Source organism: Hymenobacter sp. YIM 151858-1 (assembly GCF_025979705.1).
Lineage (GTDB): Bacteria > Bacteroidota > Bacteroidia > Cytophagales > Hymenobacteraceae > Solirubrum.
Genome location: NZ_CP110136.1, coordinates 4,224,507 through 4,249,979, shown reverse-complemented (window position 1 = coordinate 4,249,979; position 25,473 = coordinate 4,224,507). Strand labels below are relative to the sequence as shown.

Sequence of the window (25,473 nt, the reverse complement as noted above, 5' to 3'; positions counted from 1 at the left end):
GTCGGCTCTGGATTTATGGGCTTAAACATCTTTTGGACGCTTCTGTTGGTTCTCGCAAACGGCTTTTTTGTAGCCGCCGAGTTTGCCATAGTTAAGGTCCGTCTATCACAGATAGAGTTACGCGCGCAGGATGGCAACCGGTTTGCCAAACTTACACTGCGCCTCGTTCAGAACCTCGACGCCTACCTGTCGGCCACGCAGTTGGGCATTACGCTGGCTTCGCTGGCCCTGGGTTGGGTGGGCGAAGACGTAGTAGCCGAAATGGTGGTGGCTACCATGCACAGCCTCGGCTACGACCTGACGCCCGCCGCTGCCCACAGCATTGCCTTGCCTATTTCGTTTGGCCTGATAACGCTGCTGCACATTGTGCTCGGCGAGCTGGTGCCCAAATCGTTGGCCATTCAGCGCTCCGAAACGGTAAGCTTGGTAGTAGCCGGGCCGCTGCAGGCGTTTTATTACGCCACGTTCCCGCTGATCTGGACCATGAACAAGATCAGCAACGCCATTCTGCGCTTGTTCGGCATTCAGCCCGCCGGCGAGCATGAGGTGCACACGGCCGAGGAGCTGCGCTTGCTGATCGACCAAAGCAAGCAAAGCGGCGAAATCCAGGAGTCGCAGCACGAGCTGATCGAGAACGTGTTTCAGTTCAACGACCGGATGGTAAAGCAAATCATGGTGCCGCGCACCCGGATTTCGGCCATCGATGTGAGCTGCTCGCAGGAGGAAATCGTGGAGGCCGCCTTCAACGAAGGCTACTCGCGCATTCCGGTGTACGAGGACAACATCGACAACATCGTGGGCATCCTGTACGTGAAGGATATGTTTGCCCTGATCCGGCGCGGCGAAGACATCGACCTGGCCAAGATCATGCGCCCGGCCTTTTTCGTGCCCGAAACCAAGAAGATCAACCGCCTGCTGCGCCAGTTTCAGCGCAAGCACCTGCACATGGCCATCGTGTCGGATGAGTTCGGCGGCGTGTCGGGCATCGTTACCATCGAGGACATCATGGAGGAGTTGGTGGGCGAAATTCAGGACGAGTACGACAACGAAGTACCCGTGGTGGAAAAGGTTTCGGAGCTGGAGTACCGCGTAAACGCCGCCACGGCCATCAGCGACGCCAACGAGTTTCTGCCCTTTGCCCTGCCCGAAGGCGACGACTACGAAACCGTGGGCGGCCTGGTGAACGTGATTTACGGCACCATCCCGGAACTGGGCGACGTGGCCGTGTTCGAGAACTACGAGTTCCGCATCCTCAACCGCTCGCGCCGCGCCGTGGAGCTGGTGCAGCTGCGCGTGCTGGAGCCCGCCGAACGCGAAGCCGCCGGCGAAATGCCCGATATGGAGGAGTAATGCCCTAGGTGGCACGCGAAGCAAAAAGGCCCGGCAACTATAGTTGCCGGGCCTTTTTGCTTCGCGTGTTTAGCTGGTAGGCTGCCCGGCTTCATCGTCGAACCAGCTGGCGTACATCACGTAGTTGTCGGCGGTGCGGCTCATGTTCTGGGTTTGCTGCTCCGTAACGGGCTTGATTTTTTTGGCGGGCACACCGGCGTACAGGTAGCCCGGCTCGCACTGGGTGTTTTCGAGCACGATGGCGCCGGCCGCGATGATGCAGCCGCGGCCTACCACGGCGTTGTCCATCACGATAGAGCCCATGCCGATGAGCACGTCGTCCTCCACGGTACAGCCGTGCACAATGGCGTTGTGGCCGATGCTCACGCGCGAGCCGATGGTGGTAGCGGCGCGCTGGTAGGTGCAGTGGATTATGGCGCCGTCCTGGATGTTCGTTTTCTCCCCGATGCGGATGCTGTTCACGTCGCCGCGCACCACGGCATTGAACCACACGGTGCAGTTGGGCCCCAGGTGCACGTCGCCTACGATGGTGGCGTTGTCGGCCACAAAGCAGTTGGGGCCGAGTTGCGGGTGTTTGCCCTGTACGGGCCGGATAATAGCGGGCATAAGCAGAATGCGGTTCGGGCGCGGATGGTTAGCTTGCAGCGCGGCCCGAAAGTTAAAAGACGGCGCAGCGTTTCCATTATTCGGCATGAACTCCACGGTCGTTTACCTCGAAAACCAACGCTTTCTTCGGCACTGGTGGCCCCTGCTGCTGCTGCCCGCCGTAATTGCGCTGCTACCGGCGGCACTGCAGCTTACCGGCCTGCGGCACAACGCCGAGTACGTTTCGTGGGTTGGCGGAGCCACGGCCCTGCTGGTGGCCTTTCTGCTGCTGACGCTGCGCCTGGAAACCCGCCTCGATGCCGCCGGGGTGCACTACCGCATGGCCCCGTTGCACCGCACTTGGCGGCACCGCGCCTGGAGCCAGATCAGCCGCGCCTACGTGCGCTCCTACAGCCCCCTAGGTGAATACGGCGGCTGGGGCCTGCGGGGGCTGGGCAGCAACCGCGCCCTCAACATTGCCGGCTTCGATGGCCTGCAGCTGGAGTTGCACGACGGCAGCCGCCTGCTGCTGGGCACGCAGCGCCCAGCCAAGTTGCAGCAAGCCCTCGATGCCCTGAGCCGCACGCCCACGCCCACGCCCTAGCGGCGCAGCATGCGCTTCCAGGTGCCTTTGTACCAGTTGTACCGCAGGGTGCTAGGCAGCGCCTGCCAAAAGTATTTGCTGGTTTCCACGGCAAAGCTCGGCTGCATGTAGCAGTTGATGGTGCAGCCCTCGCACTGGGGCAAGCGGCCCTCCAGGGCGGCCAGGGTTTGTACTTCGTCGGAGCAGTACAGCTCGTGCAGCTTGCCTTCGATCGGGAAAACCTTGGTGCCCAGGTGGTAGCAGGGCAGCACCAACTCGTTGGCGGGCGAAATCACCAGCGTGGTGCTGGCGGCGCGGCACACGGGCGCGGCTACGTGGTTGCCGCCGTCGCGCCGCAGCTGAATAAAGGCCTCGTTGAGGTACACGCCGGGGCGCTTGCCGAAGGCCGATAGGTACTGCATCTCCTCCTCCGTTAGCCGCTCGCCGGTTTCCACGGCGTTGTACTCGAAGGCTGGGTTGATGATGAGCACCAGGCCGTTGGTCTGGGTAATGTTGCGGTACACGGCCTCGAGCTGCCCTAGGTTTTCGCGGAAAACCGTGAAGAGCACATCGGGCCGCTCGCCCAGGCTTTTGGCCACCCGAATGCTTTCGAGCACAAAATCGAAGCAGGCCACGCCGCGGCCGCGGTCGTGTTGCTCTTTCTCGCTGCTATCGAGCGAGAAATGCAGCATATCCACCTTGCCGCGCAGGCGCTCGGCGTACTTGGGGTAAAGCAGGCCGTTGGTGGTAACGGTGGTGATGAAGCCCAGGCGGTGGGCCAGCTCCAGGAACTCGGGCAGCTGGCGGTGCAGCAGCGGCTCGCCGCCGGTAAAATCGATTACCCGCACGCCCAGCCGTTTCAGGTCGCGCAGGTTCTGCTCCACATCGGCCAGCTGAATGTAGGGCGAGGGTTTTTCCCAGATGTCGCAAAACGAGCACTTCGCATTGCACCGGTAGGTAACGTAGTAGTTGCACAGAACCGGATGACGGACGAGGCGCATGGATGCGTTTTTCGTGGTTGGTTGTTCGTTTTTCGGCGCTGCGCGCGGCTTTCCGACAGCGCAAGTTACTTTCTTTAGCCGAGCGGCGTTTGTCGGGCGCGTCGTGGGCACGCCAGGTGGCGTTAATGGTCTGAGCCCATCAGCCAGCGCTAACGCGAAATCCCGAACAACAAACAACCGAAAACAAATAACGCCCGCCTAGTGTAGCTTCTCCCCTTCCCAGCTGCGGGGCACCTCGGCCAGGGCGGCCTCGTCGGCGGGGCCGTAGTGCTCGACGTAATAGTTGCACACGCCTTTCAGCGGGCACACGGGGCAGTTGGGCTTGGCGAAAAAGCAAATGTGCTGGCCCAGCCAATAGTTGTGCTTATGAAAGTTGAGCAGCGCCACGGCATCGGCGGGCAGTTGGGCCAGCAGCACCTGGTGCGCCTTTTCCACCGATGTTTTCGGCCCGATCAGCCCCACGCGCTGCGCTACGCGGTGCACGTGCGTATCCACGGGCAGCACCGGCTTCTGGAAGTTGAACAGCAGCACCAACGAGGCCGTTTTCAGGCCGATGCCGGGCATATCGGTAAGCCAGGCCAAGCCCTTTTCGGTGGGCCAGTCGGCGAGGGCATCGAGCGAATAAGTACCGAATTCGGTGCGGATGCGGCGCAGAATTTCCTGAATGCGCGGCGCCTGCGTATCGGGCCAGCGCGTGGTCCGGATGGCGTGGGCCAGCTCGGCCGTGGGCGCTTGCTCCACGCCGGCCCAGTCGCCGAAGGTTTCGAGCATGCGGTCGTAGGCCAGCTCTTCGTCGCGGTGGGTGGTGCGGTGCGATAGTACCGTGCTAATCAGCTCGCGCATGGGCGAGCGGCGCGGCGCAGTAGGCAGCGGGCCGTAAAAATCGTTGAGCACGTGGTGCACCAGCAGCGTTTTATCGGGCGCAGGCAGGTGGTAGGCAACAGGAAGCGCGGCAATAGGCATGCTGGGTTGTACCGTTGCGCTACCCTCGGGGTTACAGCTACAACGGGCGCGGCCTAGGTGCTTGGCAGCTTCATCATCACCAACAGCTAGCCGCGGCTCCTTGTCATCTCAGAAAAGCCCTTTGCCTCAGGCCGTATGTGCCTGGCAGCATTGGCCTCGCCTGCACTTTTAGGAGCGCTAACAAAATTAAGCCCCTGCGCTGCTTGCGGTTGCGGCGCAGGGGCTGGTTCAGCAATCCTGACCTAGGGACGTGCCTAGCGTAAATCTTTAGCGGCCAGGCTTTGCTCCCACAGCAGCTTGCCTTTGGCATCGTGGATGCGGATTTGCAGGCGCCGATCGAAGTGCGGCCCCGACACATCGAGGATGGCGAAGTTGCGCTGCATCACGAGGGTGCCGTCTACCCGGCTGGTGTTGGCTTCGTCGCGGGCACCTAGGGCGGGTGCACTCGTCAGCGGCGACACCGTCAGGTCGTAGAGTGGGTAGCCAGTGGGGCGCTCCAGGCGCGTTAGCTCGGTGTGGTGCCGGTCGCCGCTCAGGAAAATAACGCCGGGTATGCGGGCCGCGGCAATGGCATTAAGCAGGCGGCTGCGCTCCTGCTCGTAGTTGCTGTAGTTTTCGAACACCTTGGCTGGGTTGAGCACCTGCCCGCCCACGGCCACAAACTTAAACGTAGCGGTGCTGCTGGCCAGGGCATCAACAAGCCACTGCAACTGGGTTTCGCCGAGGTAGCTGGCGTTGGCGGTGGGCAGCTTATTGGCCGAACGCAGCCACCGGTCGTCCATCAGGAAGAACTGCACATCGTTCCACTGAAACGTGCCCGTGATGCCGCCCCCGCCCTGCTCGTAGTTGGGGTTGGCCCAGAATTGCTTAAAGGCTTCGAGCGTGAGTTGCTTATGCGCAAAGGAATAGCCCGAGTCGTTGGGGCCGTAATCGTGGTCGTCCCAGAGGGCGTAGTTGTGGGTGCGCCCCAGCAGCGGCTGCATTTCGGGCAGGGCGCGGGTGTGGGCGTTGCGGTGCCAAATGCCGGTGCGGGTGTTCCAGTCGGCCTCGCGCAGGTACACGTTGTCGCCCAGCCACAGCATCAGGTCGGGCTTCTGCTGATCGATGGCCGTGAAGATGCCGTAATCGGAGGCGTAGGGCGCGCCGGGCCGGTCGTAGGCGGCCTCGTTCACGTAGGTGCAGCTGCCCATGGCCATCCGGAAGTTCGCGGGGTCTTTGCGCCACTGCCACAGCTCCTGGCTTTGGAACTCCAGCGGATACGGCCGGGCCACGGGCCGGCGGTTGAGGTACAGCGCGTACTCGTAGCGGTGGCCCGGCTGCACCTTATCGGCCAGCAGGTGCGCGGTCAGGCCGCTGGTTTCGTTGGTTTCTACTTCGGCGGTTTGGTAACGCTCGTCGGGTTTGCCTTTCTCCCAATACTCGATGTGCGCGGTGGCCGGGCTGGTGGTTTGCACCCACAGCATTACCTCGCGCATTTCGGAATAGCCCACCATGGGGCCGGAGCGCAGCAGGGTGGCGGCCCCACGTACAGGTTTGGTTTTGGTTGGTTTGGTGGTAGAGCGGGCGGCGGTTTGCGTGAGGGTGACTACTGCCGGAACAACAGCCGACTGCGCCGAGGCGGTACCTGCCAAAGTTGCCAGCAGCAGGCAGCCCGTGCCCCAGGTGCTCGCACGCAGGGCTACGCGGTGCCAAAAAAAACGGGTATGCGACATGCGAGTAAAGATAGAAGCACGGCTGCCGCTCTTGCCGTATTATCTTATTGTTAAGCCGAGCTTGGGTGGGCACAAAAAAATCCGGCGGCTTCCCACTGAGGGGAAACCGCCGGACGAGCAACGGGACTGCGGCTATGGCCGGCCCGGCTTAGATCTGGCCTTTTTCGGCAGCTTTCTTCAGCTTTTCGTTGGCGTAGATGGCAACTTCCACGCGGCGGTTCTGGCGGCGGCCTTCTTCGGTGGTGTTGTCAGCAATCGGCTGCTTCGAGCCGTAGCCTTTCACTTCGAAGCGCGACGACTCCACGCCCTGGTTCATGGCGTAGTTGGCAACGGCTTGGGCGCGGCGTACCGACAGCGGGTCGTTGATGGCGTTGGAACCGGTGTTGTCGGTGTGGCCTTCGATCAGTACGTTGGTGTCGCCGTACTTCTTCAGGGTTTCGGCCAGCGTCTGGATGTTGTTCTGGGCGGTCGAGGTCAGGGTCGACGAGTTCTTGGCGAACAGGATACCCGAGTCGAAGGTAATCTTGATGCCTTCGCCTACGCGCTCAACTTTGGCACCGGCCATGTCGCGGCGCAGCTCCTCGGCTTGCTTGTCCATGCGGCGGCCAATCAGGGCGCCGGCACCGCCACCTACAGCAGCACCAATTACAGCGCCAGCAGCCGTGCCTTTTTTACCGCCAATTACGCGGCCCAGTACCGCACCACCGGCAGCACCACCCAAGCCACCAATAATGGCGCCTTTGGCCGTTTTGCTCATCGGCTTCTTGGCAGTGGGAGTAGTAGTTTGAGCCTGCGAGAGCGTAGAGGTCATCAGCAGCACGAGTGCCAGCAAAAAGGCAAACGTCGAACGGAGCTTGTTCATGGGTATGGAATTGGGTTGTTGAGTTTCGGAATGTGGGCCAGCGTGCAAACTTAACGCAGAGTGGGCGTTTGGGCCTTGCCTGCTGGCTTGTTTGGTTTAAGGCAACCTCCTTGCCAAAAACAGGCTACCGGCACAATATTCACCTGCAAGCCCTGAATTTCAGGCATTTATTTTTGTAGCTCAGCGCAGGCTCTATTTTGCGGCGCTTTGGTTTTCCCTAGGTACCCGGCTTGCCGATGGCCGTTGGGCCCCGGGCTTGCGTACGGCAGCCACCATCGAGCCGAGCCCTTGAACGCGCCCATAAGCCAAAAGTTGCCGCTAAGCTCCAGCAAAAAGGCCACCCCGCAAGCGGAGTGGCCTTTTTGCTGAAAAGCACCTAGGACAAGGTGCCGCAGCTTAGTCCTTGCGCGTGTACTGCTCGTAGCGCTGCGGGTCTTTCTTTTTATCCTTTTTGCGGCCGATAAGCGCACCGCCTACCGCACCGGCAGCGCCCCCGATGAGGGCCCCTTTGCCCCGGTCGCCTTTACCGGCAATTACGGCACCCGTTACGGCGCCGGCACCGGCGCCAACAGCAGCGCCTTTGCCTTTCTTGCTCCAGGTTTTGGGTTTGGTAACCTGCGCCTCGGCAGTTACCGTAGCGCCGCCCAACAGCGTAACCGAAAGAACGGCGGCAACAATAGCTTTATGAAGTTTCATGGGAGTTCTGGTTTAAATGGATACTAAGTCAATGACATTGACCAATCCAGGTTTTATAGGACTTTAAACGCAGACTCATACGCCCTAGGTTACACAACGGCGCAGGTATGTGCTACAGCCTGAACGGCATACAAAAAAGAAGGCCGCACCCAGGTGCGGCCTTCTTTGCGATAAAGTGCTCTGGCAGCGGCTGGCTTACAGTTCGCCGCGCTCGGCTGCCTTCTTCATCTTTTCGTTGGCGAAGATGGCAATTTCAACGCGGCGGTTAGCCTGGCGGCCTTCAGCCGTGGTGTTGTCGGCCACCGGCTGCGACGAACCGTAGCCCTTGGTGGTGATGCGGCCCGTTTCTACGCCTTTGGCAATTGCCTCGTTGGCAACGGCCTGGGCGCGGCGCTCCGACAGCGGCTGGTTGATGGCATCCGAACCGGTGTTGTCGGTGTGGCCTTCCACGATAACGTTCGTGTCGGGGTACTTTTTCAGCACCTCAGCCATCTTGTCGATTTCCTGTACCGAAGCCGCACGCAAGTCCGACTTGTTGGTATCGAACAGGATACCGGCATCGAAGGTAATCTTGATGCCTTCGCCTACGCGCTCAACGCGGGCATTCTTCATGTCGCGCTGCAGCTCTTCGGCTTGCTTATCCATTTTGCGGCCGATGATGGCGCCCGAAGCACCACCCACGGTAGCACCAATAATGGCGCCCGCAGCCGTACCGTTTTTGCCGCCGATTACGCGGCCCAGCACACCACCCGCCACGGCACCGGCGCCGGCGCCGATAATGCCGCCTTTGGCCGTTTTGCTCATGCCGGTTTTACGCTCGCCCGAGCCATTGCCGGAGGGCAGGTCGTTGCCGGTGCTGGTGCTGCCGGTGCTGCCACCAGCGGCCGGACGCGAAGATTGACACGCGCTGAACAGCATGGTAAACACCATCAGTAGCGCCAGAAGGGATTTGAAAGATTTCATGAACGTATGTTTGGAATGAGTTGAGAGACTTAGCCAGATTGTCTTTTCCCGGTACTTACTGCATTCAGCCCGAAAATGTTCGGATGAATATAGAGTAGGGTTAATAAAGGCTGCCTTTCCGCAAGGTGTTCGTCTGGCCGAACAACGGGTTGAAAGCAGCAAACCCCGTTTGGCTCTCGCACAGAGCCAAACGGGGTTTACCAACAAGCGTGCCGAACTCGACCTAGGCGCGGGCCGGGTCGGCGGGCACCTCGGCCGGGCGCAGCATCGTGAGCAGGTCGCTGAGCTTTTGCTTCAGCTGCTTCCGATCCACAATGAAATCGAGGAAGCCGTGCTCCAGCACGAACTCGGCGCTCTGGAAACCCTTGGGCAAGTCCTTGCCGATGGTTTCCTTGATAACCCTAGGTCCGGCAAAGCCAATCAGCGCGCCGGGCTCCGAGATGTTGAAGTCGCCGAGCATGGCGTACGAGGCCGTAACGCCGCCGGTGGTAGGGTCGGTGAGCAAGGAGATGTAAGGCACGCCGGCTTCGGCCAGCAAGGCCAGCTTGGCCGAGGTTTTGGCCATTTGCATCAGCGAGTAGCCGGCCTCCATCATGCGCGCCCCACCCGATTTGCTGATCATCAGGAACGGAATGCGGTTTTTGCGGGCATAGTCAATAGCGCGGGCAATCTTCTCGCCCACTACCGAGCCCATCGAGCCACCGATGAATTTAAAATCCATGCAGGCCACTACCAGGTCGAGGCCGTTGATCTGGCCGTGTGCGGTGCGCACGGCGTCCTTCAGGCCCGTGGCGCACTGCGTTGAGCTGATGCGCTGCGGGTACGGCTTGGTATCGACGAAGTGGAGCGGGTCGCCCGACGATAAATCGGCGTCGAGCTCCTCGAAGCGGTTGTTGTCAAACAGCACCTCAAAGTACTCGGCCGAGTCGATGCGGTCGTGGTAGTTGCACTTGGCGCACGTATACAGGAGCCGACGATGTTCGCCCATGTCGCTCACGGTGCCGCACTCCGGGCACTTGTACCAGAGGCCGTCGGGGGTCTCCTTTTTCTGCTCCGTGGGGGTGATGATGCCTTTCTCCTGACGCTTAAACCAAGCCATTGTGTCGTAAGCTATTAGCTATCAGCTGCTGGCTGCTAGCTTATTGAAACTGCTCTTTTAAGTTGCGCAAACAAAGAAAACTGCTGGCTGCCAGCGTCGCTTTCTTTCTGCAAAGAAAGCTAACAGCTAACAGCCAGCAGCTATCGGCCCAAAAAACTTACGCCAGCGTGATGCGCTCGTCGAGGTACACGTCCTGAATGGCGTTCAGCAGGTCTACGCCTTCGGCAAAGGGGCGCTGGAAGGCTTTGCGGCCCGAAATCAGGCCCTGGCCCCCGGCCCGCTTGTTGATGATGGCCGTGCGGATGGCCTCTTCGCGGTCGGTAGCGCCTTTGCTCTCGCCGCCCGAGTTGATGAGACCGATGCGGCCCATGTAGCAGTTGGCCACCTGGTAGCGCGCTAGGTCGATGGGGTTTTCCGACGACAAGGTTTCGTACATGGCCTTGTGCGTTTTGCCGAACTTCAAGGTCGAGAAACCGCCGTTGTTTTCGGGCAGCTTCTGCTTGATGATGTCGGCCCCGATGGTTACGCCCAGGTGGTTGGCCTGGCCGGTGAGGTCGGCCGACACGTGGAAGTCTTTGTCGCCGTTTTTGAAGGCGTTGTTGCGGGTGTAGCACCACAGCACCGTGGCCATGCCCAGCTCGTGGGCGCGCTCGAAGGCGGCGGCCACTTCCTGAATCTGGCGGCCCGACTCCTCGGAACCGAAGTAAATGGTAGCCCCCACGGCCGTAGCGCCCAGGTTCCAGGCTTCTTCCACCGAGCCGAACATGATCTGGTCGAACTTGTTGGGGTAGGTCAGCAGCTCGTTGTGGTTGATTTTAACCAGGAACGGGATTTTGTGGGCGTACTTGCGGGCCACCGTACCAAACGTGCCGAAGGTGGTAGCCACCGCGTTGCAGCCTCCTTCAACAGCCAGCTTGATGATGTTTTCGGGGTCGAAGTACATCGGGTTCGGGCCGAACGAGGCGCCGGCCGTGTGCTCGATGCCTTGGTCGACGGGCAGAATGCTCATGTAGCCGGTGCCGGCCAACCGGCCCGAGTTGTAGAGCTGGCCCAGGCTGCGCAGCACCTGCGGCGAGCGGTTCGACTGCAGAAAGCAACGGTCGATAAAGTCGGGACCCGGCTGGTGAATCTGGTCCTTGGTGATGGTCTGACACTCGTGCTGGAGCAGCGCGTCAACTTCGGCGCTTACCTGGAGGGTGCTCGTTTCCATTGAAAATGGGGTGAAAGGGTGGGAATGGGAAATAGAACGATGCCGCAAATATATAGGCCGAATCCGTTCTGGCGGGCCGGAAACGAACGAGTGTTTAGCTGGCAATGGCCACCGCAAACCATTATGCCGGCTGGCCCTAGGTGAACAGGCCCGCCCACAGCCAGGCACCGTCCGGGCGCATATTCCGCGGCCTCTTTGGGGCTTGCTGCCGCTAAAAAAGCTACCTTGCCAAGGCCGTATGTTCGGCCTGGCGGCCGACGTGTTTTGCCCAATTTTGTCTGTGAAGAAGTCAACCTCTCCCCTGCTGCTGGCCGCTTTAATCCTGGCTGGCACGGCACTGCCCAGCTGCGTTGCCTCCAAAAAGTTTGACGACCTGAAGGCCCGCCACGAGGCCACCGAACAAGCCCGCGAATCGGCCGAGCGCCAGGCCCGCGACGCGGTGGCCGAGCTGAAGAAAGCCAACGAGGAGCTGAGTGCGCTGCGCCTCGAAAACAAGCGCCTCGTAAACGACTCGGCCCAAACCGGCACCATTTTGCGCCGCACCCAAGGCTTGTACCGCGAGCTGAGCGACACCTACGACAAGCTGCTGAAGAACAACGAAAAGGTGCTGGCCAACAAGAATGCCGACTACCAAAAGGTAGCGCAAGACCTGGCCCGCCGCGAGGCCGAGCTGGGCGACCTGGCCAACAACCTCAACAAAAGCCGCAACGAAATCGACAAGCTGGCTTCCGACGTGAAGTCGCGCGAGGCGAAGCTGGCCGAGCTCGAAAAGGCCCTGGCCGAGAAAGACGCTGCCGTAAACGCCCTCAAAGCCAAGGTAAGCAATGCCCTGCTCTCGTTTAAGGCCAGCGACTTGCAGGTGCAGGTAAAGGACGGCAAGGTGTACGTGTCGCTGTCGGAGCAGCTGCTGTTCAAGTCGGGCTCCACCAAAGTCGACCCGAAAGGCCAGGAGGCGCTTACCAAACTGGCCGGCGTGCTGAAAGACCAGCGCGACGTGAACGTGGTGGTAGAAGGCCACACCGATAACGTGCCCATCCTGAAAGGCACCGCCGGCATGGCCGACAACTGGGACCTCTCGGCCCTGCGTGCTACCGAAATTGCGCGCCTGCTAACCGTAGGTGGCGTGCAGCCCGAGCGCGTTACGGCATCGGGCCGCTCGCAGTACGTGCCCGTCGCCAAAAACGACTCGCCCCAGAACAAGGCCCTGAACCGCCGCACCGAGATTATCCTCACGCCTAAGCTTGACGAGCTGTTCCAGATGCTGGAGTCGAACTCGACACCGGCGAAGTAGCTTATTTTTCCAGCTGAACTCTAACAAAAGCCCCGACAGATTTGCTCTGCCGGGGCTTTTGGCTGAAACTGGAAATGCTACTTGCGTCGGCTGTACTTAACGGTGCCGCGGCCAACAAGGCGAGCTGTTTTCTCGACTTGCCTGAAACTGCTTTTGGCCGGCGACCATTCGAATCCTAAAAATTCGGCAGCAAACTCGGGCCGACCGGCTAATTCTTCCATGCGGTATGTTCCCGTGAGCACCACGCCGCCAGCCATGCGCTCCGCCCGAATGACTAGCGGCCAGCCTTGGCTGCCGGTTTCTATGCCGGGTACTGTCACCAGATGATGATCATCCTATTCAGCAGTTTCGAAGCCGCGGCGACGGAGGTTTTCGGCCATCGCATGTAATACCGAATCAGGCGCCGCATTTGTGTATAGCAGCACAGCATTGGCTTTACGAAACGGCTCCGCGCTTTCGGCAGACTGCTGGGCGTGGATCGGGCTCCACATTCCCAGCAGCATACCTAAGAGCAACACATAATGGCGCAACATGAAGCTTACCCCAGGGCCTGAGCCAGGTCTTCGATCAGGTCTTCGGCATCCTCAATACCCACCGACAAACGAATGAGCGAGTCGGACAGGCCGGCTTTGCGGCGCTCTTCGGCCGGAATGCTGGCGTGCGTCATCGTGGCCGGGTGGCCGCTCAGACTCTCGACGCCACCTAGGCTTTCGGCCAGCGAAAACAGCTGGAATTTCTCGAGCACCTGCACGGCATCTTCTACTTTGTCGCCTTTCAGCACAAAGGAAATCATGCCGCCGAAGTCGCGCATTTGCTGGCGGGCCACCTGGTGGTTGGGGTGCGACTCCAGCCCGGGCCAGTACACCTGGGCCACGCGCGGATGCTGGCGCAGAAACTCGGCCACGGCACGGCCGTTTTCGCAGTGGCGCTGCATGCGCACGTGCAGGGTTTTCAGGCCGCGCAAAATCAGGAAGCAGTCCTGGGGCCCGGGCGTGCCGCCCGAGGCGTTCTGAATGAAGGCGATGCGCTGGTGCAGCTCGTCGTCTTTCACGATGAGGGCGCCCATTACCACATCGGAGTGGCCGCCCATGTACTTGGTGAGCGAGTGCATCACCACGTCGGCGCCTAGGTCGAGGGGGGTTTGCAGGTACGGGGTAGCAAAGGTATTATCCACCACCAGCAGCGCCCCGAACTCGTGCGCCACTTCGGCCATGGCCTTAATGTCGATGATGTGCAGCAGCGGGTTGGTGGGGGTTTCGGCCCACACCAGCTTGGTGCGCTCCGTCATGGCGGCGCGCACGGCCTGCACGTCGTGCATCGGCACGAACTTGAACACGATGCCGTACTTGGCGAAAACCTTGGTGAAGATGCGGTACGAGCCGCCGTACAAGTCGTTGGTGGCCACTACTTCGTCGCCGGGCTCCAGCAGCTTCACCATCGCATCGATAGCGGCCATACCCGTGGCGAAGCACAGGCCGTGCTTGCCGTTTTCGAGCGCGGCCAGGGCGTCTTGCAACTGCGTGCGGGTGGGGTTGTGGGTACGGGAGTACTCGAAGCCTTTGTGGTCGCCGGGCGAGCGTTGCACGTAGGTCGAGGTTTGATAAATCGGCGTCATGATGGCCCCCGTGGTCGGGTCGGGGTGCACGCCGGCGTGGATAGCTTTCGTTCCGAATTTCATGCGCTAGTGCTGCAGGTACAGGGCCGCGGGTGTGCGGCCGGCCAAAGTTAAACGAGACAACCTTAACCCAACGGTTGGCAGCCGCTGCCAACCCCTAGGTGATTAGGGCCAGTTGCTTGAACGGCAGGTGCGGGGCCTAGGGTCGATACCACTGGCCGGGGTAACCGGCGCGCTGCCACGATTCGTTCCGGGTGCGCGGCCCTAGGTGCCCGAGAGCGAAGGGGCCGCTTGCACCGGGGCCTCGGAGGGCGCCTCATCGGCAGCAGGCGGGCCGGCCGCGCGCAAGGTGCGCAGGGCTTGCCAGTACAGCTCAACCATGGCGCCCACCACCAGCAGCGTAAACAAGCCGGCAATGAAATACTTATCGAACAGCAACACCGAGTACTTGCGCAGCTGCAGGTATTGCAAAATGGCTTCGAGCTGCAGAAAGTAAGCCGCCGAAAGCAGCACGTACAGCCAGTAGCGGCGCGTCAGGAAACCGTAAGCAGCCATAAACAATACGGCAGGATGCCAGTACCGCTCGTGCATTTGGGTGTTGAAATAAGTGGCCAGCAGCGGGATAATGCCGAAGCTGAGCAGCACCAAAGCCAGCTCGGAGCGCGCCGGAAGCCGGTTGGCCCGCCAGTTTTGCCAGGCCAGGGCCAGCAGCGGCAGCAGCGCCACCGCCGAAGCGCCCATAAACATCAGCATGCCCCACTGGCGGTAGGTAAGCCCGTGCGCCACGGCCAGGTCGGTCCAGTGTTCCACCACTTTCAGCGGGCTGTCGGGCGCAATAATCGTCCAGAGGTTGCAGGCGCCCATGTAGAGGTGCGGGTACATGTCGGCGGCGTGCAAATTGATGTAAGCGATGCGCGGGCCGTAGTTCTGCGTCCCAAACCAAATGAACGGCGTAAGAATCAGCAGCTGCAGTACCGCCGCAATACCCAACGCCGGCAGCACTTGCCGGCGCGCGCTCCGCAGCCACTGTGGCAACCACAGCAACAGCAACGGCGGCAGAAAGATGATGGCCTGGGCCTTGGTGTTGAGCGCCAGCAACAGGCAAAGCACGCTGCCGACGGTGTTGCCCCGGAGGGCCAGCAGCACGGCCATAAACCCGAAAAAGGTGTAGATGGCATCGATCTGCTCCCAGGCCAGGGTATTGTACATATACCCCACGTTGAACAGCAGCAACAGCGCCAGCATAAACCGGCGCTCCTGCCCCTTCAGCAACGATACGGCCGCGAAAGCGCCGGCAAAGTCGAACAGCAGCGTAAAGGATTTCAGCGCGTGCGGGTAGTGCATGATCTTCTCATGCGTGCCCATCAGCTTGGTATAAACCCACAGCACGTACGGGTACAGGGGGTTGTAGTTGACATCGGGGTACTGATACAGGTTGGGCAACCCCTCGTTCAGGATATTATCCGACCAGCGCGCCCAGCAGTCCACATCGCCCTTAAAGCCAGCATGCGGCACCACCAGTAGCAGCAAAGTGAAAAAAAGCAGAAATAGCGCTTTCTGTTGGGTACTGAACATGACAACAAGGGCTGATGAGCGGGCGCAGGGCAACGCGCCGGCCGACAAAGATAACAGACCTGAAAAACGCCCCGCCGGCACCCAAAGCCCCGCGGCCTAACTACCAAGCGTATTCGTCCCTTTCCCTACTTTCGCTCCGCCAATGCCCGCACGGAGGCAGTTGCCGCTGCGCGCCACATAGCCCATCGGGCGCCCACGCCTCGACCTTTTTTATTGGATTTCGTTTTGTTCAGCACGGACCGGCCCCAAACCGGTCCGTGCTTTCATTATTAGCCTATGCGCATCTTCCGCGAACTGCTTCGCACCAACTTTTCCACCCTGTTTTCGATGGGGCTGCTGGTGGCTTTGCCGGTGGTGGGCAGTTCTTCGCTTAGCTGGGTGCTCTACCAAAACCAGCAACTGCTGCAGCACCTCACGGCCTGGCAAATACTGCTCTACTTCGCCATTATTGCTTTTACCATGGCGTTTGCCCTCACGCCAACCACCTTCGTGGCGCTGGTAACGGGGTTTTACTTGGGGTGGTGGGGCTTTCCGGGCATGGTGCTGAGCTACATGCTGGCGGCCATGGTTGGCTACGCCGTAGCCGCCAGCCTCGACCACGGCAAGATGATGCGCTTTCTGCACCACTTCCCGAAGGCCGAAGCCGTGATGCAGGAGCTCAAAAACGAAAGCTGGCAGCTGATTTTGCTCACGCGCATTTCGCCGGTGCTGCCGTTTGCGCTCATGACGTTTGTGCTCACGGTGATGCGCGTGGATAAGAAGCGGTTTTTGTCGGCCTCGGTGCTGGGCATGTTGCCGCGCAGCATGTTTTTTTACTGGCTGGGCACCAAAGCGCAGGACGTGTTTGCCCTAATCCGCGACCCCGACAGCGGCACGGCCGGCAAGTTGCTCGTGGCCGGGCTGATTGCCATTTCGGTGTTTGGCCTGTACTGGCTTTTCGACCGGGCCCTGAAGCGCGCCCTGAAAAAAACGCAAAAAAATTCCGCCTGACTTTCAGCTTCTTGCCGCCGCAGCCAACGCCCGCAGCCGGAAATATTCGCGTAACACTTGCAGAAGCCAAAACGGACCGCCTATCTTTGCAGCACCAAAACGGAAAACGGTCACGTAGCTCAACTGGATAGAGCACCTGGCTACGAACCAGGAGGTTTGGGGTTCGACTCCCTACGTGACCACTACTTCGTACTGAAACCCTCTTTGCAGCCCGCAGAGAGGGTTTCTTATTTCTAGCGCAGGAAGCGCCAAAACCTCTCTTCCTCTCAGTCCCAAGTTATAACTGAGTGGGGTCGGCACTTTTACTCTATCAATGGCCGGCGCGTTGAAAAGCCACTTTCATTCCACGTTGTTTAAGGTATAGATGCCAGCAACGAAGATCGTATCTACGGTATATTACCGGCCACGGTATTAGGTTGCATTTTATTCAAAGCATAGTGAGAAGGGCTACGCAGTGAATGCTCTTTGTAACGTCAGCAAATACTGACCTAGTTTGATACGAAAAGCTAACTTTCTATGGAAACGAATTGCAGGTGGGCTGGATTTTCCTGATCCCTTCAACACAATTTATTCCTTTGCCTTTTTTCTCATAAACCTATACTGTGTCTACCAGCCCAAAACCATACTACCCAGCTTTAACAGGCATTCGAGCCATTGCTGCATACCTGGTTTACTTTTATCACTTCGTGCCTTTCCCACTAGATACTTGGCTTGGTCGCATTATGCATGAGGGCCATGTGGGTGTTGCTATATTTTTTGTACTAAGCGGCTTTTTGATTACCATTCGCTATATGGACCACATCCAGGGCACAATGGCATGGGCGACTCGGTACGTATGGGGGCGTTTCTCCCGCATTTATCCGATGTATTTCCTGTTAACGGCTGTCACATTTTTCGCCATTTGGCGAGAACCAGCTTTGGATATAACCGGGCAATGGCCTAGCTATGTTACGAGCGACAAAATCTTAATACCGCTTCTGAATTTTACTTTCCTTCGCGGCTTTTCTGAGCGGTTCGTATTCACAGGAGTTGCACAGGGATGGACCCTGACTGTCGAAGAAACATTTTATTTAACTGCTCCATTCTTACTCTTTGCGGCCAAAAAAAGGTTTTGGCCGTTGCTTGTGTATGCATTTTTGTTCCTAAGCATAGGTATTGGCCTAGCTTTGGTGTTTTCAAAAATTCAATTCTTTGGTTTTTTTGGGTCACTTACTTTTGTTCTCGACCAAACATTTTTTGGCTGCAGCGTTTCTTTTCTGTTTGGCATGGCTCTCGCCTTTTGGGTCAAACGCTATAGCATTCAACAAACCAGCAACTCGTTAATGACTTGGCTAGGTTGCCTCGGGATTATCGTTTGCATGTGCGTGTATGCGTATTTTGAGTCGCCAGATGAGGGCAATATACTTACACGGCATCCCCTGAATTCAACCACCGGAGGCCTATTGTTGCCCCTATCCGTAGTGTTTTTGTTATACGGCTTGATGTATGAGTTTACTTTCTTTCGAAGAGTATTATCTAGCCGAGTTAGCCAACAACTTGGGAAGAGCTCCTATAGCTTTTACCTGATTCATATGGGCGTACTTCAGGTATGGCTTTCGCGCTACGTTAGTGGTAATGTATGGGTGCTATTTGGGCTGCTGGTATTGTTATCACTTATTTTGCACTACATCATCGAAGAACCATTACATAAACGACTTATTCGCATAGTACGTAGGACACCGAACCCATAGGCAACGCCTTCGCTAAATCATGTGATGCAAAGCGCTATCATTTAATTTAAGTAGTTACATAATTATATTATTCAGCGAGGCAGCATTACCTCATTTACTATTCCCTGGCTACGCATGCACCAGCCCTAATTGGGCGGGCTTGTGCATATGCAAAGGCAGGGTAATGAGGTACTCGGTGTAATGCCCGGCCTCGCTGTTGATGGACAAAGTGCCGTTGTGTCCCTGCACAATTAAGTCATGGCTGAGCGAGAGGCCCAGGTTGGCGTGCTCGGTGGCGGCAGCGGGCGTCAGAAACCGCTCGAACGCAGTGGCCTGCGCGGCTTTTGACAGGCCAAGGCCGTTGTCGCGGATGCGGATTTCGACGTGCTCGGCGGTGCGGTGCGTGCTTACCATCACCTGCGGCACGTAGTCCTCCTCGGCAAGCGGCAGGCGTTGCTGCACGGCGTTGAAGGCATGGGCAAACAAGGAAATCAGCACGCGCCCTAGGTCGTGGCGCACCACGCTGAGGCTGCCGGCATTTGCATCGAGGCGGGGCAGCAGCGCCGCATGGAAGTTTTTGTTTTTGACGCGCACATCGTGGTAGGTAAGGCGCAGGTAGTCCTCCACAAAGGCGTTTATGTCGGTTAGTTGGCGCGGCGCGGGGCTGCTGCTCGCGTATTCCAGCATGCCGCGCACAATCGAATCGGCCCGTTGGCTGGCCTGCTCGATCTTGGCCTGGTTGAGCCCCAGCGAAGTCAGCGGGTCGTTCAGGTGTTCCAGCTCGTCGTAGGCCAAAGGCAGGCGGGCAAGCTCGGCTTTCAGCTCGGCCACCAATTGCTGATTTACGCCCGTGAGGTTCCTGATGTGCTTCATGGGCACCTGCACCTCGTAGGCCACACCAGCCATCAGCTCGCCCAGCGAAGCCATTTTTTCGCGCATCACCAATTGGCTTTGGGTGGCTTTCAGCTCGTGCAGCATGGCGCTCAGCCGGTCGCGCTGGTTGGTAAGCTCCTCTTTTTGCTGAGTTACCTGGCGGTTGAGGGCGCTCAGGCGGGCGTTGGCACCCCGCTGCCGCCGGTTGTTGCGCCACTGCAGCAACGCCAGCGCACCTAGGGCGCCCACGCCCGCCAGCAACGCATAGGTGCGCTCCTGCTCGCGGTGGTGGCGCTGGCCCTGCTCCAGAACGCGCAGCCGCTGCTGCTCGGCAAAGCCGATGGCATCGAGTTGCTTGATGCGCTGCGGGTTGTACAGACTGTCTTCGGCTTGCTGCTTGATGCGCAGGTATTTGAGGGTGCTGTCGCGCTGGCCGCGGGCCTCAAAGGCACCGGCCAGCAACGAGCTGGTGCGCACCACGCCCACCACAAACGGCAACGATTGCCCCACGGCCAGGGCTTTGCGCGCGTAGTAAATGCTGGAGTCGGTTTGCTGGCGCTGCTCGTACAGCTCGGCCAGGTACTGATACGTGCGGCAGCGGCTGCGCCGGTCGTTTTCGGGCAGGGCGGCGCGGGCACTGCGGTTGTAGTACCCTAGGGCAGCCGCCTCGTTACCGAGGGCAACCTGCAGCAAGCCCAGCTCGCGCAATACGTAAGGCATGGGGTTGCCCCAGCAGCTGGTGTGCACATTGCGCGACTGACGCGCGCGGGTGTAGGCCAGGTTGAGGTAATACGCAGCCGAGTCGAGCATTTGGAGGCCCTCGTAGCTGGCTCCCAGGTTGGTGAACACGCTCACCAGCTGCGAGTCGTCGGTTACGCCGGCTTGCTCATAAATGCGCTTGGCCCGCAGGTAATACGCAATAGAAGGACGAAAATCGTCGAGGGCGAAGTACAGCAAGCCGGTTTGGTTGAGCGTGCGCGCGGTGCCTTCCAGGTCGTGGCTTTCTTCGTTGAGCTGCAGCGCCTGCAAATCGGTGCGCAGGGCTTGCGGCAGGTTGCCCCGCTCCCCCATCAGAATACCGATGCGCGATAAGCAGCGCCCTGCTCCTTTGGTGTAGCCGATGCGCCGCGCTAGTTGCAGCCCTTGCTTGGCGTAGTACTCCACCGAATCGAAGTCGGAATACCGATAGGAGGCACTCAAATCGGCCAGCAGCAACACCCGGGCGGTATCCGTGGTTGCCGTAGCCAAAGACCGGCGCAGCATGGCCGTTTGAGGACTTTGAGCGCGCGCTGCCTGCGCACCCAACAAAGCCAGAACGACTAGTAGCAACCAATTGGGTATAGCTTGCTTCATACCTAATAATATAGAATGCAAGCAATATAGTAATCGAAGCAAGAATTAATTGCATTTCATGCTTCGTCTGTGCGAACCCATCTGCTACCCGTGCTGCAAGGCTGGCCGCAACCGCTGCGCCAAAGTTGGCAGTTGGGGGCGCCTAGGTGGCTAGGCATAATTATGGGGCATCAGTCGGAAGGCAGGTGCGACCGTTCGCGTGCCTGGTGCTCCGCGGCGGTAAGGGTGCCCAGGCCAATGGCATCGGCCACGTTGCGCACGCAGGAACGCATGCTGATGAGAACCAGCAAAACGAGCGCGGCAAGCAATAGCTTATCAAGCATACCCTGGATGCGCGGCGGCAACTCGGACAGGCGCTTGAGTCTCATGCAAGCAAAAGTAGGTAACATTATCGTAACATTGCCGGCTGCCGGGTAGCCAATTGGGCGGCCCTGGGCCACGCGGGTTTGGGCTGCTGAGGCGGGCGCCGGAGGGCGGCCGCGGCGCCCTGCGAGCAGGGCTCCGGCTGATGCCTGAACCCCAAAAAACAATGCCGGGGCTGGCCCGTCTGATAACTCCACCCGGCCTGCCAAAGCGTTTGCCCGCCAATTCGTTATCAGCTAACAAGCTGAACAATAGCCCACTTATCCCCTACCTCGACCAGTAACCTTTCGGTTTGGGGGGTGGTACAACAAGGCCAAACCAAAACCCTTTTGTACCATGGCAAATCACAATCAGCACCGCCCCGACGACGACCGATACGAACAGCGCAACCGCAACCAGCACTCGGGTGGCAACCACGACTACCAAGACCGCAGCAGCTATGGCCGGGGTTCGGATTACGGCGATTCGCGCGGCGGCATGTACGCGGGGCAGGGCGGCTCGGGGCGTAACCAGGGCGGCTACGGCACGGGCCCGGATTATAACGACTACCGCAGCGGCCGCGACACGCAAGGCGGCATGGGCAACACGCAAGGCTACGGCCGCCGCTCCGACTTTGGAATGGGCGACATGACGGGCCGCATGGACGATGACTCGCGCGGCTACGGCATGCAAGGCCGCGGCGGCTATTCGGGCGGCATGGGTTCCTTCTCGTCGTCGTCGATGTACGGCAACGACGACTACGGCCGCAGCCGCAACACGGGCGGCTATGGCGGCAGCAACCGCGGCGATATGAGCAGCCGAGGCCGCGGCGGCGACAACTTCGACTACGATGGCTACGGCAGCAGCAACTACGGCTCGTCGGGCCGCAGCAGCATGGGCATGAGCGGCCGCGACCAATCATTCAGCCGCGACATGGACCGCCACCTAGGCAACTCCGATAACAGGAACAGCCGCAACAGCTACGACAACACCGATAACTACCGCGGCGGCAGCCACCGCGGCGCCGGCATGAGCGGCGCGGACAGCGCCGGCGACATGGGCCGCAACAACCTGAACTATGGCTCGAACTACGGTTCGTACGATACCTCGATGTACGGCTCGTCGTTCGGCAACGAGTTTTCGGGTGGCCTCGACGACGACTACGGCCGCAGCGGCAGCTACGGCAACCGACGCGGGCGCGACCTAGACGACGATTTTGACCGGTACGGCCGGGGCCGCTAACCCCTGCGCCAAACGCTGACTGGCCCAACAGCCGGTGCGGGCCCTCCCTGCACCGGCTGTTGTGTGTGTTGGGCGCTGGCCTAGGTCGCGCGGCGTGCTGCGCCTTGGGCCACCTGCTTAAAAACCAGCGCTGCGGCGGCGTGGTGGCGCTTATCGCGCTGCGCCCCTAGGTGCTGGGCATGGTAAAAGCAGTGGCACTGGCACTTAGCACAATTCAGAGAACATATGATTATAAATAACATTATATGACATATTATATAAATACAAATATATTACCTCATCAATACTCACTTTACCTACTATTCTATGCCAAACCATGTACTTACCCTAGGGCGGCCGCTGCTATTTTCGGCACTGCTGCTGGCTGGCGCTGCCGGTTTTGCGCAAACCCGACCCGAGGCCCGCACCCACGACGTGCCCGCGCGCGTGGCCCAGCAACTTCGGCAGCAGCAAAAATCGTTGCAGCTAGCCGACGACGACCTCAGCAGCCTGGTGCTGAGCAGCGAAACCGTGAGCAAGCACAACGGCATGCGCCACTTGTACGTGCAGCAGCGGTACCGCGGCGTCGAGATTCACAACGCCATTAGCACGGTAAACACCAACCGTACCGACGAGGTGGTGCACGTGGCCAACCGCTTCTACAACAACCTCGGCCGCCGCGCCAAGGTGAGCAAGGCCACGCTCACGGCCGATGCCGCCGTGGCGGCGGCCGCCCGGCACCTAGGGCTTAGCCCCAAAGGGCCGGTAGCGGCGCGCAGCCGCAGCACCGAGCCCGACCGCAGCACCGTGTTTGGCACCGGTGGCATTTCGCTCGAGCCCATTACGGCCAAGCTGGTGTACCAACCCCTCGCCGATGGCAGCCTGCGCCTGGCCTGGGAGGTATCGATTTACGAGCTGAATGCCCTGAACTGGTGGGAAATCAGGCTGGATGCCAGCACCGGCGAGGTGCTCGATAAAAACAACCTGGTAACCCACTGCGAGTTTGATAACCACGGCCCGGGCGGCGTGGCGCTGGGCGATGCGCACCCGCTGCTGGCCCCCTTTGCCCAGCAGGCCGCCGTGGCACCAGCGCCCTACGCGGCACCGGCCAGCAACGCCTACAACGTGTATGCCCTGCCCGCCGAAAGCCCCAGCCACGGCCCGCGCGAGTACGTGAGCGGCACCACTGCCGATGCCGTGGCCTCGCCCTTCGGCTGGCACGACACCAACGGCGCAGCCGGGCCCGAGTTTACCACTACGCGGGGCAACAACGTGCACGCCTACGAGGACCCCACCAACAACAACAACGGCGCCATCAACTACAGCCCCGATGGCGGCGCTGCGCTCTTGTTCGACTTCCCCGTTGACTTAACCAAGCAGCCCGTAACCTACCGCGACGCGGCCATCACCAACTTGTTCTACCTGAGCAACATGATGCACGACGTGTGGCAGCGCTACGGGTTCGACGAGGCCAGCGGCAACTTCCAGGTGACGAACTATACCGGCGCACCCGGCGCCAACGACGACGTGCGCGCCGAGGCCCAGGATAGCCGCAACATTGCTACCACCCGCAACAACGCCAACTTCGCCACGCCCATCGATGGGTTCCGGCCGCGCATGCAGATGTACCTGTGGAGCGGCATCCCCGACCGGGAGATGTTCCGGATAACGGCCCCGGCCCGCGCCGCGGCTACGTACCCGGCCGTGGAGGCCGCCTTCAGCAAGCCCCTTACGGCCACGCCGCTCGAGGGCAAGGCAGTGCTGGTGGCCACCGCCAGCGGCACCAGCGAGCAAGGCTGCACCGCCCTGAGCAACGCCGGCGCCATAGCCGGCAACTTTGCGGTGGTGTACCGCGGCTCCTGCGACTTTGCCACCAAGGTGCTGAACGCACAGCAAGCCGGTGCCACGGCCGTAATCGTGATTAACAACGCCCCGGGCGCGCCCATCGTGATGGGCGGCTCGCCGGTGGCGCCGGTAACGGTGCCGGCCGTAATGATCAGCCAGGAAGACGGCGCCGCGTTGCGCGCCTTGCTCGACCTGGGCGCCGAAACCCGCATTGCGCTGAAAAACGCCGGCTCGGGCCCCGAAATCGACGGCGACTTCGACAACGGCATTATCGCCCACGAGTACGGCCACGGCATTTCGACGCGCCTGACGGGCGGCCGCCTTACCTCGAGCTGCCTCAACAACGCCGAGCAGGCCGGCGAGGGCTGGAGCGACTGGTTTGGCCTGATGCTGACCATGAAGCCCGGCGACAAAGGCAGCAAGGTGCGCGGCATTGGCACCTACGCCCAAGGCCAGCCCACCACGGGCCGCGGCATCCGGCCGGCCCCGTACAGCACCGATTTCGCCATCAACAACTACACCTACGCCGCCACCAACAACCCGGCCCTCTCGCAGCCGCACGGCGTGGGCTTTGTGTGGGCAACCATGATCTGGGACATGACCTGGGCCCTGGTGGATAAGTACGGCTACGACCCCAACCTGCACACCGGCACCGGCGGCAACAACATGGCCATGTACCTGGTGATTGACGGCCTGAAGCTGCAACCGTGCAGCCCGGGCTTCGTGGATGCCCGCGACGCCATCCTGAAAGCCGACCAGCTGCGCTACGGCGGCAAAAACCAGAAGCTGATCTGGCAGGTGTTTGCCCGCCGCGGCCTGGGCTTCAGCGCCAAGCAGGGCCTGAGCACCAGCCGCCTCGATCAGGTGGAGGCTTTTGATCTGCCGCCCATGTACGCCTGCGTGGCGCCCACGCTCGACGTGATTCCGGCCTACTCGGCCGAGCGTACCGGCCTGCCCGCCACCACCATTGTGCTGGGCTACGGCCCGCAGAGCGTAACGCTGCTTGCCCGCAGCACCGCCTACGAGCAGTACCGCTGGGCGCCGGCTACGGGCCTGAGCACTCCCAACGAGGCCCAAACGGTGTTTACGCCCACGCAGGCCGGCACCTACACCTTTACGGTAACGGCCACCGACAAAAACCAGTGCGTGGAAACCGCCGAGGTAACCATTACGGTGCTGGATATGCGCTGCGGCAACAAGAACAACAAAGTGCAGGTGTGCCACAACGGCCGCACCCTGTGCGTGGATGCCCTAGGTGCCACCGACCACCTGGCCCACGGCGACAAGCTGGGCACGTGCGGCACCGAGCTGGCCCAGGCCCCGGCAGCCGCCCCCACCAGCGCCGCCATGCTGAGCGCTGCCCCCAACCCCGCCGACAGCCGCACCACGCTGTGGTTTGAGGTGCCCCAAAACGGGCCGTTCCGGTTGGAGGTGATTGACATGCAGGGCCGCGTGGTGCGCGTGCTGGCCGAAGGCGAAGCCCGCGTGGGCCAGCAGTACCGCCACGAGTTTGTGCGCGAGAAGCTGCGCGGCGGCCTTTACATTGTGCGCCTCGTAGCGGGCACGCAAAGCAAGGTTATCCGGATGGAGCTGCGCGACTAACGCGCCGCCTCCGGCTGCCACCCCAACCCACGG

At 60.4% G+C, this 25,473-nt stretch carries 21 protein-coding genes and 1 tRNA gene; 8 read left to right on the top strand and 14 right to left on the bottom strand.

Annotated features, from left to right (window positions below; translation table 11 throughout):
• The first annotated feature begins 45 nt into the window (after positions 1-45).
• Complete coding sequence (locus OIS50_RS18880; RefSeq protein WP_319805307.1) at positions 46-1,350, top strand: hemolysin family protein; 1,305 nt, start codon at positions 46-48, stop codon at positions 1,348-1,350.
• Between the two features lie 69 nt (positions 1,351-1,419).
• Here OIS50_RS18880 and OIS50_RS18875 read toward each other — a convergent pair whose 3' ends face one another.
• Positions 1,420-1,956 carry a gamma carbonic anhydrase family protein gene (locus OIS50_RS18875; protein ID WP_264692193.1) on the bottom strand — a complete coding sequence of 179 codons (537 nt, stop codon included), beginning with the start codon at positions 1,954-1,956 and terminating at the stop codon, positions 1,420-1,422.
• Between the two features lie 85 nt (positions 1,957-2,041).
• On the opposite strand from OIS50_RS18875, the gene OIS50_RS18870 reads away from it, so the two are divergent.
• Complete coding sequence (locus OIS50_RS18870; protein ID WP_264692192.1) at positions 2,042-2,539, top strand: hypothetical protein; 498 nt, start codon at positions 2,042-2,044, stop codon at positions 2,537-2,539.
• Here OIS50_RS18870 and OIS50_RS18865 read toward each other — a convergent pair.
• The 8 genes from OIS50_RS18865 to OIS50_RS18830 form a co-directional block, all read right to left on the bottom strand.
• On the bottom strand, positions 2,536-3,519 hold the full coding sequence (locus OIS50_RS18865; RefSeq protein WP_264692191.1) for a radical SAM protein: 984 nt from the start codon (positions 3,517-3,519) through the stop codon (positions 2,536-2,538). The genes OIS50_RS18870 and OIS50_RS18865 overlap by 4 nt on opposite strands.
• A 198-nt stretch (positions 3,520-3,717) precedes the next feature.
• Complete coding sequence (locus OIS50_RS18860; protein ID WP_264692189.1) at positions 3,718-4,482, bottom strand: endonuclease III domain-containing protein; 765 nt, start codon at positions 4,480-4,482, stop codon at positions 3,718-3,720.
• A gap of 254 nt (positions 4,483-4,736) precedes the next feature.
• Positions 4,737-6,194, bottom strand: coding sequence for an alkaline phosphatase D family protein (locus OIS50_RS18855; RefSeq protein WP_264692188.1), 1,458 nt, complete (start codon positions 6,192-6,194; stop codon positions 4,737-4,739).
• A gap of 148 nt (positions 6,195-6,342) precedes the next feature.
• A complete protein-coding gene (locus tag OIS50_RS18850) occupies positions 6,343-7,005 on the bottom strand; it encodes a YiaD family glycine zipper/OmpA-like lipoprotein (protein WP_264694416.1) in 663 nt (220 codons plus the stop codon).
• Between the two features lie 447 nt (positions 7,006-7,452).
• Positions 7,453-7,752, bottom strand: a complete 300-nt coding sequence (locus tag OIS50_RS18845) for a glycine zipper domain-containing protein (RefSeq protein WP_264692187.1) — start codon at positions 7,750-7,752, stop codon at positions 7,453-7,455.
• Between the two features lie 195 nt (positions 7,753-7,947).
• Positions 7,948-8,670, bottom strand: coding sequence for a YiaD family glycine zipper/OmpA-like lipoprotein (locus tag OIS50_RS18840; protein ID WP_472850092.1), 723 nt, complete (start codon positions 8,668-8,670; stop codon positions 7,948-7,950).
• 268 nt (positions 8,671-8,938) lie between these two features.
• Entirely contained in the window at positions 8,939-9,814 is an 876-nt protein-coding gene (gene accD, locus OIS50_RS18835) for an acetyl-CoA carboxylase, carboxyltransferase subunit beta (protein ID WP_264692185.1), read from the bottom strand.
• Positions 9,815-9,971: 157 nt separating this feature from the next.
• On the bottom strand, positions 9,972-11,024 hold the full coding sequence (locus OIS50_RS18830; protein WP_264692184.1) for a class I fructose-bisphosphate aldolase: 1,053 nt from the start codon (positions 11,022-11,024) through the stop codon (positions 9,972-9,974).
• 280 nt (positions 11,025-11,304) lie between these two features.
• Here OIS50_RS18830 and OIS50_RS18825 point away from each other — a divergent pair, with 280 nt between their 5' ends.
• Positions 11,305-12,315 carry an OmpA family protein gene (locus OIS50_RS18825; RefSeq protein ID WP_264692183.1) on the top strand — a complete coding sequence of 337 codons (1,011 nt, stop codon included), beginning with the start codon at positions 11,305-11,307 and terminating at the stop codon, positions 12,313-12,315.
• A 335-nt stretch (positions 12,316-12,650) separates the two neighbouring features.
• Here the strand turns inward: OIS50_RS18825 and OIS50_RS18820 are convergent, their stop codons facing one another.
• The 3 genes from OIS50_RS18820 to OIS50_RS18810 form a co-directional block, all read right to left on the bottom strand.
• Positions 12,651-12,818 (bottom strand): hypothetical protein, encoded by a 168-nt coding sequence (locus OIS50_RS18820; RefSeq protein WP_264692182.1) that lies wholly within the window; start codon positions 12,816-12,818, stop codon positions 12,651-12,653.
• A gap of 35 nt (positions 12,819-12,853) precedes the next feature.
• Positions 12,854-13,993: a cystathionine gamma-synthase gene (locus tag OIS50_RS18815; RefSeq protein WP_264692180.1), complete on the bottom strand. Its 1,140-nt coding sequence runs from the start codon at positions 13,991-13,993 to the stop codon at positions 12,854-12,856.
• 201 nt (positions 13,994-14,194) lie between these two features.
• On the bottom strand, positions 14,195-15,505 hold the full coding sequence (locus tag OIS50_RS18810) for a hypothetical protein (protein WP_264692179.1): 1,311 nt from the start codon (positions 15,503-15,505) through the stop codon (positions 14,195-14,197).
• A 276-nt stretch (positions 15,506-15,781) separates the two neighbouring features.
• On the opposite strand from OIS50_RS18810, the gene OIS50_RS18805 reads away from it, so the two are divergent.
• The 3 genes from OIS50_RS18805 (at position 15,782) to OIS50_RS18795 (ending at position 18,225) form a co-directional block, all read left to right on the top strand.
• A complete protein-coding gene (locus OIS50_RS18805) occupies positions 15,782-16,495 on the top strand; it encodes a TVP38/TMEM64 family protein (protein WP_264692178.1) in 714 nt (237 codons plus the stop codon).
• Positions 16,496-16,603: 108 nt separating this feature from the next.
• A tRNA-Arg gene (locus OIS50_RS18800) sits at positions 16,604-16,677 on the top strand.
• Positions 16,678-17,097: 420 nt separating this feature from the next.
• Positions 17,098-18,225 (top strand): acyltransferase family protein, encoded by a 1,128-nt coding sequence (locus tag OIS50_RS18795; protein ID WP_264692177.1) that lies wholly within the window; start codon positions 17,098-17,100, stop codon positions 18,223-18,225.
• A gap of 108 nt (positions 18,226-18,333) precedes the next feature.
• Here the strand turns inward: OIS50_RS18795 and OIS50_RS18790 are convergent, their stop codons facing one another.
• Both OIS50_RS18790 and OIS50_RS18785 read right to left on the bottom strand, forming a co-directional pair.
• On the bottom strand, positions 18,334-20,325 hold the full coding sequence (locus tag OIS50_RS18790; RefSeq protein ID WP_264692176.1) for a tetratricopeptide repeat protein: 1,992 nt from the start codon (positions 20,323-20,325) through the stop codon (positions 18,334-18,336).
• A gap of 275 nt (positions 20,326-20,600) precedes the next feature.
• Entirely contained in the window at positions 20,601-20,798 is a 198-nt protein-coding gene (locus OIS50_RS18785) for a hypothetical protein (RefSeq protein ID WP_264692175.1), read from the bottom strand.
• Positions 20,799-21,129: 331 nt separating this feature from the next.
• On the opposite strand from OIS50_RS18785, the gene OIS50_RS18780 reads away from it, so the two are divergent.
• Both OIS50_RS18780 and OIS50_RS18775 read left to right on the top strand, forming a co-directional pair.
• Positions 21,130-22,014 (top strand): hypothetical protein, encoded by an 885-nt coding sequence (locus tag OIS50_RS18780; protein WP_264692174.1) that lies wholly within the window; start codon positions 21,130-21,132, stop codon positions 22,012-22,014.
• A 306-nt stretch (positions 22,015-22,320) separates the two neighbouring features.
• On the top strand, positions 22,321-25,440 hold the full coding sequence (locus OIS50_RS18775) for a T9SS-dependent M36 family metallopeptidase (protein ID WP_264692173.1): 3,120 nt from the start codon (positions 22,321-22,323) through the stop codon (positions 25,438-25,440).
• The last annotated feature ends 33 nt before the right edge of the window (positions 25,441-25,473 follow it).

Coding starts and splice junctions, on each gene's coding strand:
- OIS50_RS18875 (WP_264692193.1), bottom strand. CDS start 1,956: ATGCCCGCTATTATCCGGCCCGTACAGGGCAAACACCCGCAACTCGGC.
- OIS50_RS18870 (WP_264692192.1), top strand. CDS start 2,042: ATGAACTCCACGGTCGTTTACCTCGAAAACCAACGCTTTCTTCGGCAC.
- OIS50_RS18865 (WP_264692191.1), bottom strand. CDS start 3,519: ATGCGCCTCGTCCGTCATCCGGTTCTGTGCAACTACTACGTTACCTAC.
- OIS50_RS18860 (WP_264692189.1), bottom strand. CDS start 4,482: ATGCCTATTGCCGCGCTTCCTGTTGCCTACCACCTGCCTGCGCCCGAT.
- OIS50_RS18855 (WP_264692188.1), bottom strand. CDS start 6,194: ATGTCGCATACCCGTTTTTTTTGGCACCGCGTAGCCCTGCGTGCGAGC.
- OIS50_RS18850 (WP_264694416.1), bottom strand. CDS start 7,005: ATGACCTCTACGCTCTCGCAGGCTCAAACTACTACTCCCACTGCCAAG.
- OIS50_RS18845 (WP_264692187.1), bottom strand. CDS start 7,752: ATGAAACTTCATAAAGCTATTGTTGCCGCCGTTCTTTCGGTTACGCTG.
- OIS50_RS18840 (WP_472850092.1), bottom strand. CDS start 8,670: ATGCTGTTCAGCGCGTGTCAATCTTCGCGTCCGGCCGCTGGTGGCAGC.
- accD (WP_264692185.1), bottom strand. CDS start 9,814: ATGGCTTGGTTTAAGCGTCAGGAGAAAGGCATCATCACCCCCACGGAG.
- OIS50_RS18830 (WP_264692184.1), bottom strand. CDS start 11,024: ATGGAAACGAGCACCCTCCAGGTAAGCGCCGAAGTTGACGCGCTGCTC.
- OIS50_RS18820 (WP_264692182.1), bottom strand. CDS start 12,818: ATGCTGCTGGGAATGTGGAGCCCGATCCACGCCCAGCAGTCTGCCGAA.
- OIS50_RS18815 (WP_264692180.1), bottom strand. CDS start 13,993: ATGAAATTCGGAACGAAAGCTATCCACGCCGGCGTGCACCCCGACCCG.
- OIS50_RS18810 (WP_264692179.1), bottom strand. CDS start 15,505: ATGTTCAGTACCCAACAGAAAGCGCTATTTCTGCTTTTTTTCACTTTG.
- OIS50_RS18805 (WP_264692178.1), top strand. CDS start 15,782: ATGCGCATCTTCCGCGAACTGCTTCGCACCAACTTTTCCACCCTGTTT.
- OIS50_RS18785 (WP_264692175.1), bottom strand. CDS start 20,798: ATGAGACTCAAGCGCCTGTCCGAGTTGCCGCCGCGCATCCAGGGTATG.
- OIS50_RS18780 (WP_264692174.1), top strand. CDS start 21,130: ATGGCAAATCACAATCAGCACCGCCCCGACGACGACCGATACGAACAG.
- OIS50_RS18775 (WP_264692173.1), top strand. CDS start 22,321: ATGCCAAACCATGTACTTACCCTAGGGCGGCCGCTGCTATTTTCGGCA.